Source organism: Exiguobacterium sp. s160, from assembly GCF_018617575.1.
In the GTDB taxonomy this organism is placed as follows: Bacteria; Bacillota; Bacilli; order Exiguobacteriales; family Exiguobacteriaceae; genus Exiguobacterium; species Exiguobacterium aestuarii_A.
In genome coordinates this window covers 104,496-123,735 of the sequence record NZ_JACSKK010000002.1, presented here as the reverse complement: position 1 = coordinate 123,735, position 19,240 = coordinate 104,496, and the positions used below count along the sequence as shown (strand labels likewise).

Annotated in this window: 14 protein-coding genes; all 14 read left to right on the top strand. The window is 52.4% G+C overall.

The window, feature by feature from the left end; genetic code table 11:
• Positions 1-2 precede the first annotated feature (2 nt).
• The 14 genes from KNO86_RS06495 to KNO86_RS06430 all read left to right on the top strand — a co-directional run bounded on the left by KNO86_RS06495 (position 3) and on the right by KNO86_RS06430 (position 19,201).
• Positions 3-1,511 (top strand): DUF4127 family protein, encoded by a 1,509-nt coding sequence (locus KNO86_RS06495; protein WP_214694288.1) that lies wholly within the window; start codon positions 3-5, stop codon positions 1,509-1,511.
• Positions 1,508-2,188, top strand: coding sequence for an N-acetylmannosamine-6-phosphate 2-epimerase (locus tag KNO86_RS06490; protein ID WP_214694286.1), 681 nt, complete (start codon positions 1,508-1,510; stop codon positions 2,186-2,188). The genes KNO86_RS06495 and KNO86_RS06490 overlap by 4 nt, the downstream gene beginning before the upstream one ends.
• A 152-nt stretch (positions 2,189-2,340) precedes the next feature.
• Positions 2,341-3,492: an ROK family transcriptional regulator gene (locus KNO86_RS06485; protein WP_214694284.1), complete on the top strand. Its 1,152-nt coding sequence runs from the start codon at positions 2,341-2,343 to the stop codon at positions 3,490-3,492.
• 166 nt (positions 3,493-3,658) lie between these two features.
• Positions 3,659-4,105 carry a hypothetical protein gene (locus KNO86_RS06480; RefSeq protein ID WP_214694282.1) on the top strand — a complete coding sequence of 149 codons (447 nt, stop codon included), beginning with the start codon at positions 3,659-3,661 and terminating at the stop codon, positions 4,103-4,105.
• A 24-nt stretch (positions 4,106-4,129) separates the two neighbouring features.
• Positions 4,130-5,431, top strand: a complete 1,302-nt coding sequence (locus KNO86_RS06475; RefSeq protein ID WP_251126946.1) for an ABC transporter substrate-binding protein — start codon at positions 4,130-4,132, stop codon at positions 5,429-5,431.
• Between the two features lie 67 nt (positions 5,432-5,498).
• Positions 5,499-6,452: a carbohydrate ABC transporter permease gene (locus KNO86_RS06470; RefSeq protein ID WP_214694278.1), complete on the top strand. Its 954-nt coding sequence runs from the start codon at positions 5,499-5,501 to the stop codon at positions 6,450-6,452.
• A 12-nt stretch (positions 6,453-6,464) separates the two neighbouring features.
• Complete coding sequence (locus KNO86_RS06465; RefSeq protein ID WP_214694276.1) at positions 6,465-7,250, top strand: carbohydrate ABC transporter permease; 786 nt, start codon at positions 6,465-6,467, stop codon at positions 7,248-7,250.
• 18 nt (positions 7,251-7,268) lie between these two features.
• Positions 7,269-9,257, top strand: coding sequence for a beta-galactosidase (locus tag KNO86_RS06460; RefSeq protein WP_214694274.1), 1,989 nt, complete (start codon positions 7,269-7,271; stop codon positions 9,255-9,257).
• Positions 9,254-11,320: an alpha-galactosidase gene (locus KNO86_RS06455; protein ID WP_214694273.1), complete on the top strand. Its 2,067-nt coding sequence runs from the start codon at positions 9,254-9,256 to the stop codon at positions 11,318-11,320. The genes KNO86_RS06460 and KNO86_RS06455 overlap by 4 nt, the downstream gene beginning before the upstream one ends.
• 22 nt (positions 11,321-11,342) lie before the next feature.
• A complete protein-coding gene (locus KNO86_RS06450) occupies positions 11,343-12,527 on the top strand; it encodes a galactokinase (protein WP_214694271.1) in 1,185 nt (394 codons plus the stop codon).
• Entirely contained in the window at positions 12,524-13,528 is a 1,005-nt protein-coding gene (galE, locus tag KNO86_RS06445) for a UDP-glucose 4-epimerase GalE (protein WP_214694270.1), read from the top strand. Before KNO86_RS06450 ends, galE begins: the two co-directional genes overlap by 4 nt.
• Positions 13,525-15,054: a UDP-glucose--hexose-1-phosphate uridylyltransferase gene (locus KNO86_RS06440; RefSeq protein ID WP_214694269.1), complete on the top strand. Its 1,530-nt coding sequence runs from the start codon at positions 13,525-13,527 to the stop codon at positions 15,052-15,054. The genes galE and KNO86_RS06440 overlap by 4 nt, the downstream gene beginning before the upstream one ends.
• A 14-nt stretch (positions 15,055-15,068) precedes the next feature.
• Positions 15,069-16,031, top strand: a complete 963-nt coding sequence (locus tag KNO86_RS06435) for an aldose epimerase family protein (protein ID WP_214694268.1) — start codon at positions 15,069-15,071, stop codon at positions 16,029-16,031.
• 191 nt (positions 16,032-16,222) lie between these two features.
• A complete protein-coding gene (locus KNO86_RS06430) occupies positions 16,223-19,201 on the top strand; it encodes a UvrD-helicase domain-containing protein (protein WP_214694260.1) in 2,979 nt (992 codons plus the stop codon).
• Positions 19,202-19,240 lie beyond the last annotated feature (39 nt).

Sequence of the window (19,240 nt, the reverse complement as noted above, 5' to 3'; positions counted from 1 at the left end):
CGATGAAAATCGTATATGTACCGATTGATGAACGACCGTGTAATGTCGATGTGGTGCAGCGGATCGTCGGGGTGACCGACGAGGTGACGTTGCTCACGCCACCCGATCATTTATATGGATATAAAAAAGAAGCAGCCGACCAATTAGGGATGCGGGAATGGGTGCAACGTGTCAACGACTGCGATGCTCTCGTTCTCAGCGCGGACATGCTTTGCTATGGCGGGCTATTGCCTTCACGCCTTCATCACATGACAGACACGGACCGGGATACCTTCATCGAGTGGATCCGGACACTTCAGAGTGAGACGAAGGCACCGCTTTATGTCGCGACGATGATCATGCGCACGCCGAAGTATAGTTCGGATGACGAAGAACCTGACTATTATGGACAATTTGGTGCGGAGATCTATCGACGTGCCTGGTTACAGGACCTGGACGAACGGGACGGATTGACTATGGAGGAACAGGATGAACTCGCGAACTTGAATGAGTTGATTCCGACTGAGTATGTCGTGGACTACGAGACGAGACGTGCCTTCAACCGATCCATCAACGAGGCGATGATTCAACTCGTTGAGGAAGGGGTCATCGAACGATTGTTCATCCCGCAAGACGATAGTGCCGAATACGGCTATACGTCGATTGACCAGACGGACGTATTAAGACAAATTCAAGAGCGGCGTGTCTTCACGAAGGTCCATATGTATCCGGGAGCGGATGAAGTGGGTGCCACGATGGTCACTCGGGCCTTTTTAGACCGTCAGGGAACAGCGCCGCGTGTGTATCCGATGTGGAGTAGTGTCCTCGGTCCGACGTTGATCCCGATGTATGAGGACCGACCGTTCATCGAAAGCATGTATGCTCATCTGGACGCGATTGGACTACACCTCGTGGAGACAATGGAAGAGGCGGATTTTGTTCTGGCTTATAACGTACCGGGACGTACGATGCAAGAATCGTGGGATCAAGACGAGCGTGATGTGACGTACACGAGTTTTCGTCACATGCGTCAATTCGTCACCAAGATTGAATCTGCGCTTACGCAAGGGAAACGAGTCATCGTCGCCGACAGCGCCTATGCCAACGGTGGGGATCAGGAGTTGATCATGTGGCTCGATGAGTTGAATCTTCTCGAACAGTTAGACTCTTATAAAGGTTGGAACACGAATGGGAATACGCTCGGGACGACGCTTGCGCAAGGGGTGTTTGCTCAAGTTGGAAAACGAGAACGGATTCGTGAGAACGTCCTCTATCACGTGCTTGACGATTTCGTCTATCAAGCGAAAGTTCGGATGAAGATGACGAATATCGTGTTACCAGAGTATGGAGCCAGCTATTTCGATTTAGGCGGACATGCTGTAGCGATTTCGCAAGAGCGTGACCGTATGATGACGGAAGTGGCGCGACATGTGCTCCGTCATTCATTCCAAGAATCATGGACATTCAACACATCGGCACCATGGAACCGTATGTTTGAGTGCCGATTAGAGTTTGGAGGAACAACCCAATGATTGAACGATTAAGAAATCAGTTGATTGTGTCCTGTCAGGCACTCCCGGATGAACCACTCCACGGTTCGACCATCATGGCCCGCATGGCCATCGCCGCAAAAGAAGGTGGGGCGAGTGGGATTCGTGCGAACGGAATCGAAGATATTCAGGCGATTCAAGCTGTCGTTGATTTACCAATCATCGGAATCATCAAACGGGAATACGTTGGTTCTGATGTCTACATCACACCGACGATAGAAGAAGTCGATGCACTCGTATCTGCAGGTGTTGACTTGATTGCCCTCGATGCGACAAACCGTGATCGACCGGACGGCTCAACGATTGCGACATTCTTCCCGCTATTAAAAGAGAAGTATCCGAATCAATGCTTTATGGCAGATTGCGCCACACTAGAAGATGCGGTCCGTGCTGAACTGTTAGGATTCGACGTCGTCGCACCGACTCTTTTCGGGTATACCGCGGAGACGGCTGGGAAGAAAGTGTATGAAGGTGATTTTCAATTTTTAAGGGAGATGGTGCAAATCGTCTCGATTCCTGTCATTGCAGAAGGGAATGTGATCACACCGGAACACGCGCGACGTGTCCTTGAAATTGGGGCACATGCGGTCGTCGTCGGTGGCGCCATCACAAGACCGCAACAGATTGCGAAGCGGTTTGTGGAAGGGATTTCAATGTGAACTGAAACATGTAAAGAATAGGTTGGGTGGTGGACAGGATATTGTCGATTGCCCAGGCTATTTTTTTATATGATCAAACAAAAGCAAAAGCGCTTTCGGTCATTTCAGACATGCTATACTAAAAGAAAATGACAGGAATAGGTGGAATGGTCATGGGGAACACAACACCACGCAACTCCAAATGGATGAGATCCTATAATCGGGCGCTCATCCTTCGGCTCATCCGGCTCCATCAGCCGGTGTCCCGCGTTGAGCTCGCCAAGAAGACGAGTTTGACAAAGCCGACAATCTCAAACATCGTCAACGAACTAAAAGAAGAAGGACTGATCAATGAGCGGGAGCTCGGTGTCTCGAGTGGGGGACGACGCCCGATCATGCTCGAGCTCGCGGCGAGCGACCGTTTCGTCATCGGCATCGATGCGACACAGCGGAAGCTGCATGGGGTCGTCACGAACATCCATGGGGAACTGCTCGACGAGGCATGGCATGACGAACGGTTCGACACGAACGAAGAGTTCATCGACGCCATCGTCGCGCTCTACATAACGTTGAACGACCGCACGAAAGGGGACGTCATCGGACTCGGTGTCTCTGTCCACGGGATGGTCGAGGCAGGTGACGGGGTCGTCTTGTTCGCGCCACGTTTTCACTTGCACGACATCCCGCTCAAGCGCGAACTCGAGAAACGACTCGGTCAGCACGTCTTCGTCGAGAACGACGTACGGACGCTCGCTCTCGGCGAACTGTATTTTGGGGAAGCCATCGGCATCGAGGAGTTCTTTTATGTGTATGCCGGGTACGGGATCGGGGGAGCGTATGTCCACGCAGGCGAGTTGATCGATGGGGAGCATCATATCGCCGGTGAGATCGGACATATGCGCATCATGCTCGACGGACCGATTTGTTCATGCGGCAACCGGGGCTGTTTAGAGGCGGTCGCAGGTGAGCGTGCCATCTTGAACGAGGCCCGTCAACTCGCACATGATCTGACGCTCGACGATCTTCGTGATTCCGTAAGCTCGAATCAAGACGTTCAAAAGCTGTATGAACGTGCCGGTGAATATATCGGCATCGCCACGCTCAATATGATCCATCTGTTGAATCCGGGTCGTATTCTTCTCGGGGGACCACTCTTCAACTATGCGCCGGACGTCGTGACGAACATCCAGGAGCGTGTCGCCCAGACGGCGCTCACCCTCGATGCCCGTCAGACCGACATCCGTGTCGTCCCGTGGAATGTTAGCCAAGGGGCACTCGGGGCCGCGGCACTCATCACGAACGAGATGTTCGGTGAAATCCAATGAAACAACGAGTCGTCTTTCTCTTGCAGAAAGGCGATTTTTCATTTCTTCATAAGAAAGCGTTTACAACATAAACAAGGGCATGCTATAGTCTATGTGTAGTTAGATAATAAATTTAATTTACTAAGTAAGGGGTGACACTCTCAACGACACGTTTGGAGGGGTAGCGATGCAAAAAGAGACACCATTGAAAGACCAGTTCCACGCGATCTTCGGTCGCTACGGGGCGACCCGATTGTTCGCACGACACGACTTCGCCTTCGACGAAATGGAAGCGTTCACAGGCGAGGAGACGAGCATGATCATCACGCGCTCTAGACGCGACGGCATCTTTCGTCTCTATGACGAGGAGACGCGTGACATCCGATTATTCCGGGCATCGACGCTCTCTCGTGACGTGTCGTTCAACGACATGGACGGCTTGTTCGAACTGTTGCTCTGGCGATTGAAAGAACAAGACGCATTGCCGTTCGGGGCGGACCTTTACGTCGTCGGCCCATACATAGACGGACCGAAGCTCGATTTGGAACTGATCACGTACACGTTGACACGGCTCGGGGATCGCCCGATGCCAGACCATCTTATTCGGGAGTTATGCCATCGTATCGTGGCGTGACAACACATTCAAAGGAGAATGAACATGAAAAAAACGACGATTGCACTCGCATCATCTGTCTTAATGCTCTCATCTTTACTCGCTGCGTGCGGCGATGACGAACAAGCGGCGGCGACAACGGAAGACGGCAAGCCGGTCATCACATGGTGGGGCTGGGCGCCACAACCTGAAGTCGGGGAAGAAATAGCGAAGGCGTTCAACGAATCGCAAGACGACTACGTCGTCAAATTCAAGCGTCTCGAAGATTACGAGCAACAGCTCCAAGTCGCGATGCTCGGCGGTGACGGTCCGGACATCATCGGTCTCAAAGAGCCGATGATCCCACAATACAAGGATCGCCTCGTGCCAGCGAAAGACTATATGGACAAAGCGGCCGGCGAAGGCTGGAAAGAAAAATTGATCGAGCTCGGCATCGAACAGACGACGGTCGAAGGCGAACAGTACGCGGTACCAGTCGGCTTCACAGGACAGGCATACCTCATGTACAACAAGACGCTCCTCGACAAATACGGCGTGACACCGCCGAAGACATATGACGAGACGGTCGCGGCAATCGACAAGATCAACGCCTCAGGCGACAAAGTCATCCCGATGCAACTCGGTGCGAAAGACGCATGGGTCGGCGTCGACGTCTTCAATGTCTTGAGTCATCAGGTCGCACCAGGCTATATCCAGGACGTGCTCGCCGGTGACGCGAAGTGGACGGACAAAGAGATGGTCGAGACGGCTGAACTTTGGCAACAACTATACGAAGACAAAGTGTTCCAAGAAGGGGCATTGGGTCTCGCGACATACATGGACGGCATGAACAATTTCTTCGACAAGAAAGCCGCGATGTGGATCATCGGTTCATGGGAAGCCCACTCGATGACGACGGTCGAGAAGCGCGACAAGTGGAACAACTTCGAAGACGAGATCGGCTTCGTCCCGATGCCTAACCTTGCAGGTGGCACAGAACAACCGGTCATCGCATCGATCGACATGGCACTCGGTGTCAACAAAGAGTCGAAACAACAAGAAGGTGCGGCTGCCTTCATCGCTTATATGACGCAAGGCGAAGGACAAGCGCTCTACATGGAGAAGTTTGAGATGGCACCAGCTGTCAAAGACATCGAAGTGGCATACGAAGACAAGTTCACGAACGACGTCGAGCGTGAGTCTTACGAAATCTTGAACGAGACGGTGAAGAACGCTGTCGCGGGACGCGGAATCCGTGACCCGAAAGTGTACGACGCACTTGGGAAAGAACTTCAAAACATCGCTGCCGGACAAGATGCGAAAGAAGCACTCGCACGCATCCAGGCGATTGCGGACCAAGGTAAATAATCGAACGAGCGCCAGTAGCCAGACTCACTGGCGCTCGATTTTTTGAATCTGAAAGTGAGGGAACCTTATGCAACAAGCAACCGATTTGAACAAGTCCAAGCCGAAGCTCGCGTCGGTGCCACCGAGCGCGCCGAACCCGATCCGGAAGAAAGAGCGGATGAAGCAAAACTTGATCGGCTGGGCGTTCGTCGCCCCGACCGTCCTGTTCGTCATCGCCTTCATCTATTACGGCATCTTCTATAACGCCTATCACTCGCTCTTCTCGTGGGACGGGATCTCGTTTGAGAAAGTGTATGTCGGCTTCGAGAACTTCGCACGGATGTTCCAAGACCCAGAATTTTATAATGCGCTCAAGAACACGGGCATCTTCACGATCTTGACGGTCACGATTCAGGCGGGTCTCGGGCTCGTGTTGGCCTATTTGCTTCACACGAAAGGCGCGGGCCGGACGTTCTTCAAATCGGTGTTCTTCTTCCCGGTCGTCTTGAGCCCGGTCGTCCTCGGGGCGGCGTTCACGCAAATCTTTGACTTCCAGTTCGGCTACATCAACGAATTCCTTCGCATGATCGGTCTCGGTGCTTTGGAGCAGAACTGGCTCGGTGACCAGGATGTCGCGCTCTACGCCATTATCTTGATCAACATCTTCCAGTGGACGGGCTCGTCGATGATCATGTATTACATGGCGATGCTCGCGATTGAACGGGAAGTGTTCGAGGCGGCCAATATCGACGGGGCGGGCTTCTGGCGCACGCTGTGGAGCGTCGTCTTCCCGAACTTGAAAGGGACGACGTTCACGCTGACGATCCTCGGGGTCATCGGTGGTCTGAAGACGTTCGATATCGTCTGGATCTCGACGCAAGGTGGACCGGGTAACTCGACGGAGGTCATCTCGACGTACTTGTTCCGGAAATCGATGCTTCATCAAGAGGTCGGATACGCTAGTGCTGTCGCCATCATCTTGCTCGCGATCGCACTCGGTATCACGTACTTCCAGATGCGTGTACAGAAGAAAATGGACTAAGGGGGAGTAGCTATGGAACTGCAAACGAAAAAAGGAAGATGGTTCACCAATATTGGTCTGTCACTCATGGCGGTCCTCTGGTTGTTCCCGATCTTCGTCATGTTCAAGGAAAGCTTACGTGTCAACGGCTTTGAAAACTATATCGCGACGCTTCAAAACCCGAACTTCCCACAGTTCGTCATCAACAGCTTCATCGTCGCCTTCTTTATGATTCTCATTTCGATCTCGCTTCTCGCTTTTGCGGCGTTTGGCTTCTCGAAGCTCCAGTTCGCTGGGAAGCGACTATTGTTCAATCTCGTCTTGGCAGGATTGATGCTACCGGTCGCCTCGCTCATCGTGCCGCTCTTCTTCACATTGCGTACGCTTGACGGGCTCAACAGCTATTGGGGATTGATTGGTGCCGAGATCGCCTTCTTCCTCCCGTTCGGGCTCATGCTCATCAAGAGCTACTTCGACGAATTGCCGAACGAATTAATGGAAGCGGCGCATATCGACGGGGCGTCGACGTTCCAAATCTTCTATAAAGTCATGATGCCGCTCGCCAAGCCGGCGCTCGCGACGGCGACGATCTACGCGTTCCTCAACTCGTGGAACGAGTACTTGATGGTCCTCACGTTCATGACGGACCCGGCCAAGCAGACGGTGACGATGGCACCGACCTTCTTCACGGAAGCACTCGGTGGGGACCCTGGTAAACTGTACGCCTCGCTCGTCTTGATCAGCTTGCCGACGATGGTGTTTTATATCTTCTTCCAACGCTTCTTACAAAAAGGCATGACTTCGGGAGCGGTCAAATAATCGATTGAGGTGAACAGCATGTATTTAGGAGTAGATTACTATCCAGAACAGACGGACCGTGCGCTTTGGGATGAGGACGTCCGCTTGATGAAAGAGCTCGGCGTCAACGTCATCCGTATGGCCGAATTCGCCTGGACGATGATGGAGCCGGCAGACGGTGAGTTCGACTTCTCATTTTGGGACGAGGTCGTCGAGACGTTCGGCGAACACTTTGACATCGTCCTCGGCACACCGACGGCGACACCACCCGCATGGCTCATCGAGAAGTATCCGGACATCCTCCCGGTGACGAAAGACGGTGTCCGCATCAGTTTCGGTGCCCGTCGTCATTATACGGTCAACAGCCCCGTCTACCGCGAGTACTGTGAACGCATCACCCGCAAGATGGCGGAACGGTACGGTCGTCACCCACGCGTGATCGGCTGGCAGACGGACAACGAGTATGGACATGAACAGTCGGACCGTTCGTACGGCGACGTCGATCAAGTGGCGTTCCAGGAATGGCTGAAAGAACGTTACGAGACGCTCGACGCGCTCAACGCGGCTTGGGGGACCGTCTTCTGGAGCCATACATATACGGCATGGACACAGATTCCGGTTCCTCGCACCGTGTTCCAAGAACATAACCCGTCGCTTCTCGTCGATTTCGATCGTTTCTGTTCGGACGCGTATCGCTCGTTCAACAAACTCCAAGTCGACACGCTCCGTCCGCTCATCCACGAGGACGCGTTCATCACGCATAACCTGGTGTATAGCGACATGGCGATCAACCAGCAACAGATGGCTCAAGATCTCGACTACGTCTCGTTCGACAACTACCCGGTGTGGGGCGGATTGCCGGAGCCGAACCGTTTCGAGAAGACAGCGCACGATCATGATCTTTGCCGCTCGTCGAAACAAGGAAAAGGGTTCTGGGTGATGGAGCAGCTCAGTGGGGCACAAGGATGGAGCCGCATCGGCTACTTGCCGAGACCAGGACATATCCGTCTTTGGACACATCAAGCCGTCGCCCGTGGCGCCGAGGCAATCGTCTACTTCCGATTCCGTGCCGCTGACTTCGGGACAGAAGAGTTCTGTCATGGCATCATCGACCATGACGGAAAGCCGAAACGGAAGTTCGAAGAGGTGAAGCACGTCATGTCAGAGCTTCACGCGCATGGCGACATGATCAACACGGCTGCGTATAAGTCAGACGTCGCCGTCTATTTCGACCAAGAGAACTTATGGGCGTGGACGCATCAACCGCACTCGGACGCGTTCAACTTCAAACAAGAGTTCGTCCGCTTCTATGGTGCGGCCGTCCGTCAAGGCGTCAACACGGATATCGTCTTCCCAGGGGATGCGCTCGACTCATATAAACTCGTCATCGTCCCGCTCTATTTCTTAGGGAATGACGTGTTCGATGAGACGCTCATCGACTATATCGAGAACGGTGGGAACGTCATCTTCACGTATCGTACTGGGGTGAAAGACCCGATTAACCGTTGTCACAACTTGACGCTCCCAGGCAAGTTCGCCGAGTACGCGGGTATCGAGATTGACGAGTATGAGAGCTTACAAGCCGTCCAGTCGAACGAGGTCCGCCTCGGCGACCAAGTGTCTGAGGCGAACATCTGGTGCGACTTGATTACACCAAAGGGTGCCGAGGTGTTAGCGACTTACGGGCAGGCGTTCTATAAAGGGACGGCGGCGATCACGCGCCACACGTATAAAGGCGACGTGACGTATATTGGCTCATCGGTCGACGACGCGATGCTCGACACAGTCTATCACGAGGCACTCACACGCGCCGGCATTGACGCGCACCGACTCCCGGACGATGTCGAGAAAGTCGACCGTCACGGGAACGGGCAGTTGATCCGTTTCTATATGAACCATTCGACCGAGGTCACGTCATCCGTCGAACTTGACGACATGTGGCAGACGCTAGACGGGGAGACGGTGACGGGCAGGCTCGAACTCGAACCGCTCGCGGTCGTCCTACTCAAACGGGAGGTGAAAGCATGATCGTTCGTCACGACAATCGGTTCGCCCTCATCGGGACGAATCTTACCTACGTGTTTGATGTCGATGCACGCGGTCGTCTCGTCCATCAATATCTCGGCGGACGCCTACATGAGTCCGACATCAAAGAACTACCGGATACGCGGGTGTTGCATTCGTCGTTCGAGACACCGGAAGGGGTGGCCGCTTACGAGTTCACCTCGTTCGGCGATCTCGTCTATACGGAACCGACGTTGAAAAGTCATACCGAGACGGAACGGTTGCATGCGTTCGCACTCCGTGATGCACGGATCGATGGAGAGACGCTCGAGATCGATTTGGTCGACTCGATTCAGTCCCTTCACGTGACGCTTCAGTTCACACTCTACCCGGCGTACGACATCATCGCCCGCCGCATGACCATCAAAGCAGGAGAGACGGTCACGCTCGAGAGCGCGCAGTCGTTCAGCCTCGGACTCATCGAGCGCGACATGCGACTCCGTCATTTCAGCGGGGCGTGGACGAGCGAGTTCCAGCTTCAAGAAGGGCCGCTCCTTCCAGGTAAGAAGACGATCGAGAGTCGTCGCGGGTTGACGAGCCATCAAAGCAACCCGTGGTTCGCACTCGACAGTGACGCCACAGAGACACAGGGAGAAGTCGTCTACGGCTTCCTCGGACATTCCGGCAACTGGGCAATCCATTTTGAGAAAGACCAGTTCGGCTTCACGCAAGTGACAGGCGGGATCAACCCGTTCGATTTCGCGAAGACGCTTCAAGCGGGTGAGTCGTTCACGACGCCAACCGGTTATATCGGTTATACACAACGCGGATTCGGCGGCATGAGCCAGAACGCCCACGACTTTGAGCGCGACGTCATCATGCCGGAAGTGACGCGTGACGTGTTGCGCCCGGTCCTCTACAACTCGTGGGAGGCGACCTACTTTGACGTCAGCGAGGACGGTCAAAAACGTCTCGTCGACGAGGCGGCCGCCATTGGCTGTGAGTTGTTCGTTGTCGATGACGGTTGGTTCGGTGAGCGCCATTCGGACGCGGCCGGACTCGGGGATTGGCACGTCAACGAGACGAAGTTTCCGAACGGGCTCGACCCGCTCGTCCGCTACGTCGAGGAGAAAGGTCTCCAGTTCGGGCTATGGGTCGAACCGGAGATGGTCAACCCGGACTCCGACCTGTACCGGGCTCATCCGGAATGGATTTACTATACGGACGGACGCCCGTCGACGACATCTCGGAATCAGTTCGTCTTGAACCTCGCCTTGCCTGAAGTTGAGGCGCACGTGACGAAATGGCTCGATGAGTTACTCGGACGACACGACATCCGTTATATCAAGTGGGACATGAACCGTGCCTTCTCCGAGCCGGACAGCCCACATCTACGTGACGCCAAGGAACTGTGGCTCCGTCACGCGGAAGCGGTGTATCGCATCCTCGACACGTTGCGTGAAAGACACCCGAACGTCGCGTTCGAATCATGCGCCGGCGGCGGTGGACGGATCGACCTCGGTGTCCTCTCGCGCGTCGAACAGGTTTGGACGAGCGACAACACGGACGCACTCGACCGTCTCACCATCCAGGAAGGCTTCTCATACGCCTATAACGCCAAAATGATGAGCTGCTGGGTGACGGACGCGCCGAACTGGTTGAACAATCGTTCGTTGCCACTCGGATATCGGTTCGTCAGTGCCATGCAAGGGACGCTCGGTATCGGCGGCAACCTGCTCGAATGGACGAAAGAAGAATTGGCAGAGGCGAAAGAATGGATTGCTACGTATAAGACAATCCGTCCGCTTGTGCAGCACGGGACGAGCCATCGTCTCGCTTCACTCAAACGGGACGGCTTCCACGCCGTCGGCTATACGGACGGAGAAGACTACGTCGTCCTCGTCAACGCCGACCGGCGCCAATACGGGAAGAATCGCTTGCGCGTGAAGTTGCGCGGACTCGACCCTGAACGGACGTACAAACTAGAAGGGCGCCGCGTGAGCGGACGCTATTTGATGGAACAAGGCATAAACCTCACACAACAAACAGACTATGACGCGTATTGCCTGGTCATCCACCCGGCATGAGCGATGGAAGGGATGAAGCCGTATGCTTTCATTTGAAATGGAACAGCTGAAACAACAATTCGAGGAGGTGTTCGCCGCATCAGTGGACCGGGTGTTCTTCGCACCGGGTCGCATCAACTTAATCGGCGAGCACACCGACTATAACGGAGGGCACGTCTTCCCATGTGCGATCACGTTCGGGACGTATGGACTCGTGAAGAAGCGGGAGGACGATTTGATTCGTGTCTACTCACGCAACTTTGAGGACGTCGGCATCGTGTCGTTCCCTGTGACGGACGGGACGTATGAGGCGAGCCACGACTGGGCGAACTACGTGAAAGGTGTCGTCACGCTTCTTCGACAAGACGGGCACGATATCCAAGGGTTCGACTTCCTCCTTGCGGGCAATATCCCGAACGGGGCAGGTCTCTCGTCATCGGCTTCCCTCGAACTCGTGACGGCGTTCATGTTGAATGAAGTATACGGTCTCGGTCTCGAACGACTTGACCTCGTCCGACTCGGACAGAAAGTCGAGAACACGTTCATCGGCGTCAACAGCGGTATCATGGATCAGTTCGCCATCGGGATGGGCAAAGCCGGGCAGGCGATGCTCCTCGATTGTGAGACACTCCATCACGACTACGCACCAATCTCACTCGACGGATACGACATCGTCATCATGAACACGAACAAACGACGGGAACTCGCCGATTCGAAATATAACGAACGTCGACGTGAATGTGACACGGCACTCGGGTTGATTCAACCAAAATTCGAAGTGGAGTCACTCGGGCAGCTGTCGATGGAGTCGTTCGAACAAGTCGCGATTGACTTGCCGGCGACGCTCCGCAAACGGGCACGCCACGCCGTCTCGGAGAACGAGCGGACGAAACTTGCGTATACCGCTTTACAAGAAGGACGACTCGAGACGTTCGGTCAGTTGATGAACGCGTCACACGCGTCGCTACGGGACGACTATGAAGTGACAGGGCTTGAGCTCGATACGCTCGTCGCGGCCGCGCAAGCGTGTGACGGTGTCATCGGTGCCCGTATGACGGGGGCCGGATTCGGTGGCTGTGCCATCGCCATCGTCCGACAAAATGAGACGAGCGCGATGATCGAACAGACGTCTGCGAAGTATGAAGAGACAATCGGTTACGCGCCGACATGTTACGTCGCCTCGGTCGGGGACGGCGTCCGAGAACTCGTAGAGGAGGAAGTGAAATGAGTGTACTTGTCGTCGGCGGTGCCGGCTATATCGGATCGCACGCCGTCCGTGCCTTATTGAAAGACGGGGAAGACGTCGTCATCCTCGACAATCTCCAGACGGGACACGTCGAGTCGATCCCGCAAGACGTCCGTTTTTATGAAGGGGACTTACGTGACCGTACGTTCGTGAAAGAGGTATTCGCAAAAGAACGGATCACGGACGTTCTTCATTTTGCGGCGAACTCGCTCGTCGGTGAATCGATGACGGACCCGCTCGCTTACTATGACAATAACGTCTTCGGGACACAGGTGCTTCTCGAGACGATGCGGGACGCGGGGGTGAAACGGATTGTCTTCTCCTCGACGGCCGCGACATACGGTGACCAGACCGTCATGCCGATCGATGAGACGGCGCTGACGAACCCGACGAACACGTACGGGGCGACGAAGCTCGCGATGGAGTCGATGATTCGCTGGTGTGACCAGGCGCACGGCATCCGTTCGGTCGCGCTCCGCTACTTTAACGTCGCCGGAGCGATCGCGACCGGTGAGATTGGGGAAGACCATGACCCTGAGACACACCTCATCCCGATCGTCCTTCAAGTGGCGAACGGACAGCGTGACGCCATCACCGTCTTCGGTGACGATTATGCGACAGAGGACGGCACATGTATCCGCGACTACATCCACGTCCAAGACCTCGTCGACGCGCATCTTCTGGCACTCCGTTATTTACGGGAAGACGGGGTGAGCGACGTGTTCAACCTCGGGACGGCGAACGGATTATCCGTGCTCGAAATTGTTGAAGCGGCACGCCGCGTGACAGGCCATGACATCCCGGTCCGACTCGGGGAACGCCGCGCCGGTGACCCGGCGAAGTTGATCGCCTCGTCCGAAAAGGCACGACGGGTCCTCGGCTGGACACCGACCCGCTCAGATGTCGAGACGATTTTGACGGACGCGTGGAACTGGCACGCAAGCCATCCGTTCGGTTATCAGGCGAAAGAGGTGAGACGATGATCGATGTGACGATTGAAGCACTCGTCGAGGCGACGATTCGTGCAGAGTTGATTGACGAGCAGGACCGGATCTATTCACGGAACCGTGTGCTCGCCACGCTTCATAAACTCGACATGGACGTCCCGACGTCTGTGCCGTCGATAGAAATCCCAGACGCATTAGAGGAGCTGGTCGCATATGCGATCGAACAGGAGTTGATCGAACCAATCCTTGAAGAGAAGGACCGGTTCATGGCTGAGGTGATGAACGTCTTCGTCTCGAAACCTTCTGAAGTGACGCGTCGTTTTAATGAACTTCGCGCGACGGACGTGACAGCGGCAACGAGTTTCTTCTATAAAATGAGTCAAGCGTCAAACTATATCCAGACGCGGCGGATTGCGAACAATATCACGTATCAAGCACAGACCTGCTATGGCACGCTTGACATCACCATCAACTTGTCCAAACCGGAGAAGGACCCACGTGAGATCGCACTCGCCCGGACGCAGCCGACTCCGACGTCGAACTATCCGAAAGGGTTATTGGCGATCGAGAACGAAGGCTACGGCGGACACTTAAAACACCCGGCGCGTGCAAACCATCGCGTCATCCCGCTCACGCTCGGTGGACAGCCATGGTCGTTCCAATATTCACCGTACCTCTACTACAACGAGCACTCGATCTTGTTGTCGAACGAGGTGCGCGACATGGTCATCGACCGGGGCGCGTTCGAGCGTCTGATCGACTTTATTACACAGTTCCCGCACTATTTCGCCGGGTCGAACGCGGACTTGCCGATTGTCGGCGGTTCGATTTTGACGCACGACCATTATCAGGCAGGCCGCTACCGGTTTGCGATGGACGATGCGCGCGTCGTCTCGACGTATCGCTCGGAGCGTTATGACCAGGTCGAGATTGAGACGCTCTACTGGCCGCTCTCGGTCGTCCGTCTCCGTTCCCGTCAACAAGAGCAGCTCGTCATGTTGGCGAATCAGTTGCTCGGCTATTGGCGCGACTATGAGGACGAATCGAGTGAAGTTATCCCGTATACAGATGGCGTCCCGCATAACACAGTCACCCCGATTGCGAGACGACGGGACGGGCGCTACGAGCTCGACCTCGTGCTTCGGAACAATCGGACGAGCGACGCACATCCAGATGGGATTTTCCATCCTCATGCTGACGTGCATCACATCAAGCGTGAGAATATCGGCTTGATTGAAGTGATGGGACTCGCCGTCTTACCAGCACGCCTTAAGACGGAACTCGAACAAGTCGTACGATATGTGGCAGGCGAAGATGTCGAAGTTGAAGCGATGCATCAGCAATGGGCGGACGCGTTACGGAAGAAGGCAGGCGACCCGAAAACAATCGTCGACCAAGCCGTCGTCGACAAGTTCGTGAAAGGACTCGAAGACGCCGGAGTCTTCAAACAGACAGAGACGGGGCAGGAACGGTTTGATGTGTTCATCCGTTCGCTTCTGAGTCATGTCGATAAAGTGGAGTACGGAACACCAAGGTCGGGAATGAGAGAGAAAACGAACTAAAGGTGGTTGTACGAGTGAAACAAGCGACGATTCAAAACACCAACGGCATGAAACTATCCGCCATCGACTATGGCTGTGCGATGACGGAACTGACGGCCCCGGACCGAGACGGTAATCTCGACTCGGTCATCTTGAAATATGGGGACGTCTCTCAATACTTAGAAAACCCGGTCTATCTCGGATCGGTCGTCGGGCGGATTGCCGGAAGGATTCGCGATGCGGAAATCGATGGCGTTGCCTTGACCCCAAGCGAAGCGCCCCATCATATCCACGGAGGCGACAAAGGCATCACGGCCCGTCACTGGGAGATGGATGCCGATGAACAGTGCATTCAGTTCACGTATGTGAGCCCGGACGGGGAGGAAGGATATCCCGGAAACGTCTTTTTCAAAGTGTTATATGAACTGACAGATGACAATGAACTGATCGTCACGATGACGGCGGAGACGGACCAACTAACGTGGGTCAACCTGAACCATCACAACTATTTCAATCTCGGGGGACGCCCGACCATCCACGACCATGAGCTGACGCTACCAGCCGATTCGGTCGGGGTGCTCGATGCGGAATCGCTGCCGACAGGGGAGTTGCGGGATGTGAGCGGAAGTCCGTTTGATTTCCGCGACGGGAAAGTGGTCCGGGAGGCGCTCGAGTCAGGAGACGAGGCGATTGCAAAAGCCGGCGGACTCGATCATCCGTTCATCTTGAAGGACGGGGAGACACGGCTACATGACCCGCTGAGCGGACGGACGATGACGGTCGAGACGAATCAACCCGTCATGGTCGTCTATACGGGTAACTTCCTCAGTGAAGAGACACCGGTGACGCTTGACGGCCGACAAAAACATAGTGCGATTTGTCTCGAGGCACAGGCGTTCCCGGACGCCCCGAACCATCCAGACATCGCGACATCGATTGAACTGAAACCGGGTGAGTTGTATCACTCGCGGACGGTGTATCGGTTTGGGGTGGAATGACGATATTTTGAATATACGGCCAAGCGTTGAGAGGATACGCTTGGCCGTATATTTATGTCTGAGATGATAAATTCTTTTGATTCTAAAAATAGCTTTTACAATTCATACTTCTTTGTGAAATAAAAGGGTGTAAAAATATTTAAATGGTGAATATTATTAATGTGAAACTAAAGTGGATGGAGGATAGGTACATGGGATGGTATGCCGCAATCAAGCGAACGTATTGGACGTGGAGGCTCAGCTCCGAGATTCGACGTGAGATTAAACGCATGGAAGTTGCCTTAGAGTCGTTATCTAAAATTACAAATCACTTGAGAGAGCGCAAAACTCCAATATCACAGTATGAGATTGAAGAAAATCTTTCGCCTTACACAGAACTCCATGATAGTTGTATCAAGGGTGAGATCTTGTCTAAACTCGATATGATTCAGACAAGTATCGAACAAACCACAAGCAAACAAACTCGTCCGCTTGCTACTTTAGAAGCAGATTATCGAAAAAAGTTAGAATCTTTCCTATTTGAATTGAATAATCTTCACTTGGTTGCAAAAGAAGTAAATCAACAGTTAGAGCGTTATTATCGGGAGCTAATCAACTTTCAAGAAGAGATTGAACAGTTAAAGCGTAACTATATTGGAGATGCTGCTAAGCGTTCGTTTCAGGAAAAATACCGTGATGTAGAAGCATTTTTTAAAGGAACAGACATTGAACATGCCCAATCATTTCTTTTAATTTTTGCTGATCTCGAAACTTCGATTCGAACATGGAACGAAGAATTTGTCGTGCGAGAGATGTCTGATATGAAACATCTTTTTGATGATATTGATGGAAAGTCCCTAGATTTACAACAACGAAAAGCTGTTGTTGTGGACGAAGATGCAAACTTGGTGGTTGCCGGTGCAGGATCAGGGAAGACGCTGACCATTTCAGCGAAAGTAAAGTATCTCGTTGATCGAAAAGGAATTCGTCCGGAAGAGATTCTGCTCATCTCATTTACAAACAAGTCAGCAGAAGAAATGGAAGAGCGGATAAAAAATCGCTTGGGAATCAGTGTAGACGTCAAAACGTTCCATGGACTAGGGATGGGGATCATTAGCAAGCATACGAAAATGAAGCCTCAAATAGAGGATAATCTTCATAAAATTATTATGGAATATTGTAAACAGGAGTTTTACCGTCACCCTTTGCTATTACGGAAACTGATTGAATTTTTCGGTTACTATCTCCACATTCCAAAAGGAGTGGGGGATTTTGATACGCTTGGAGAATATCACGAGTATCATAAACATCTTGATTTTAAGACGCTAAAAAACTTGAGTCTCGAAAACAAATATATCGACCGGACGATTGCGGCTCAAAAGCGACAAAACGTGACGATTCGAGATGAAAAAGTGAAAAGTCTTGAAGAAGTCATGATTGCGAACTTTCTCTTTTTACACGGAATAAAGTACGAGTACGAAGCCGACTACGAACATCGAACAGCAGACGAATTTCATCGACAGTATCAACCTGACTTTTATTTGCCTGAATATGGCATTTACATCGAGCACTTTGGGGTCGACAAAAATCAGAGGGCGAAATGGCTTAGTCAGATTGAGGAGATGAAGTATATTGATGGTATGGAGTGGAAACGTGCTCTTCACGAGGTTAACGAAACTACCTTGATTGAGACCTATTCATATTACACGAGTGAAGGTAGATTACTTGAACAACTCGAGAAAAAATTACGGCGACAAGGTGTTTTGTTTAAAGAAGTCGAAGTCGTGGAGATTTTTAATCGCCTATATGATTTCAATAAGAAGTCGTATTTTGAAGAATTCGTCAAATTCACTGGAACCTTTCTCACATTGTTTAAGTCGAACGGATACAAAGAGGAGCAGCTTGATAAATTTGTTAGCGGACTTGATTCGAATAACCCGTTCTTGTATCAGCGTACTAAGTTGTTTTTAGAGATTTTTCGTCCTATCTATAAGTACTATGAGCAGCAATTGCGACAGTCAAATCAAATCGACTTTAACGACATGATTATTGAGGCAACGTCTCTCGTCAAGTCTGGTCAAGTAAATCTAGAATATCGATACATTATCATCGATGAATTCCAAGATATTTCACTCAGTCGTTTCCGTTTAGTCGAGGCTATCCGGCATATGGCGAACGCGAGAGTCATGTGTGTCGGGGACGATTGGCAGTCGATTTATCGTTTTACCGGTGCGGATTTGAGCCTCTTTATCGACTTTGAACGATACTTCGGGAAGAGTGAGATATTGAAAATTGAACGAACGTATCGTAACTCGAGAGAGCTTATCAACGTAGCGGGTACATTTATCATGAAGAACGGGAAGCAAATTCGAAAAGACCTTTCTTCATCCAAGCGAACCCGAACTCCGATTCGAATTTTAGGATTTAAAGGGAAATCTGACCTTGTGCAGTCGCTGACTCGTGTAATTGAAGACATCGTGTTAGAAAACGGTGAAGTAACGAGCCTCTTCTTGATTGGACGAAACAACTTCGACATCAAATTTTTAGAGCACAACGCTGCTTTTCGAGTCTCGTTCTCGAAAAAAGGGGCGGATATCGTTTATGAGAAACATCCAAAACTACAAATTAGTTTCTTGACGGCCCACAGTTCGAAGGGGCTCGAAGCGGAAAATGTCGTGCTAGTCAATGCGGAAAACGGAATAATTGGTTTTCCGAACAAGATGGTGGACGATCCTCTCTTGTCTCTCGTCTTACAAAAACAGGAGGAACTAGAGTTCGGGGAGGAACGTCGCTTGTTTTACGTTGCCCTGACTCGTACGAAGAACGTCACTTATATCTTAACGCCGAACGAACGTATGTCGGTGTTCGTGAAGGAATTGATTCGTGAACAGGAAGTGCCTTACTATGTAGCTACAGAGAACGGGGATAGTACTAAAACTCAACCGACATGTCCACGTTGTATCGAGGGACGATTGGTGATTCGGGAAAGTAAAAAAAAGAATCGCCCGTTCCTTGGATGTAGCCACTATCCCACTTGTTCATATACAGTGAAAGATATGACGATTTTGCATAACCCTATCATTTGTCCATCTTGTGAAGGTTATATGGTATTACGGAGCAGTAAAAACGGAAAATTTTACGGTTGTTCGAATTATCCTGACTGTCAACATACGATGCCGATGACACAATAGTATGTTACGTCGTTCAGAAATCAATAACCTCTCGAAAAC

Excerpts from the sequence above, each read along its gene's own strand:
- KNO86_RS06475 (WP_251126946.1), top strand. The coding sequence starts at position 4,130 with ATGAAAAAAACGACGATTGCACTCGCATCATCTGTCTTAATGCTCTCA.
- KNO86_RS06495 (WP_214694288.1), top strand. The coding sequence starts at position 3 with ATGAAAATCGTATATGTACCGATTGATGAACGACCGTGTAATGTCGAT.
- galE (WP_214694270.1), top strand. The coding sequence starts at position 12,524 with ATGAGTGTACTTGTCGTCGGCGGTGCCGGCTATATCGGATCGCACGCC.
- KNO86_RS06440 (WP_214694269.1), top strand. The coding sequence starts at position 13,525 with ATGATCGATGTGACGATTGAAGCACTCGTCGAGGCGACGATTCGTGCA.
- KNO86_RS06470 (WP_214694278.1), top strand. The coding sequence starts at position 5,499 with ATGCAACAAGCAACCGATTTGAACAAGTCCAAGCCGAAGCTCGCGTCG.
- KNO86_RS06460 (WP_214694274.1), top strand. The coding sequence starts at position 7,269 with ATGTATTTAGGAGTAGATTACTATCCAGAACAGACGGACCGTGCGCTT.
- KNO86_RS06485 (WP_214694284.1), top strand. The coding sequence starts at position 2,341 with ATGGGGAACACAACACCACGCAACTCCAAATGGATGAGATCCTATAAT.
- KNO86_RS06490 (WP_214694286.1), top strand. The coding sequence starts at position 1,508 with ATGATTGAACGATTAAGAAATCAGTTGATTGTGTCCTGTCAGGCACTC.
- KNO86_RS06465 (WP_214694276.1), top strand. The coding sequence starts at position 6,465 with ATGGAACTGCAAACGAAAAAAGGAAGATGGTTCACCAATATTGGTCTG.
- KNO86_RS06455 (WP_214694273.1), top strand. The coding sequence starts at position 9,254 with ATGATCGTTCGTCACGACAATCGGTTCGCCCTCATCGGGACGAATCTT.
- KNO86_RS06480 (WP_214694282.1), top strand. The coding sequence starts at position 3,659 with ATGCAAAAAGAGACACCATTGAAAGACCAGTTCCACGCGATCTTCGGT.
- KNO86_RS06430 (WP_214694260.1), top strand. The coding sequence starts at position 16,223 with ATGGGATGGTATGCCGCAATCAAGCGAACGTATTGGACGTGGAGGCTC.
- KNO86_RS06450 (WP_214694271.1), top strand. The coding sequence starts at position 11,343 with ATGCTTTCATTTGAAATGGAACAGCTGAAACAACAATTCGAGGAGGTG.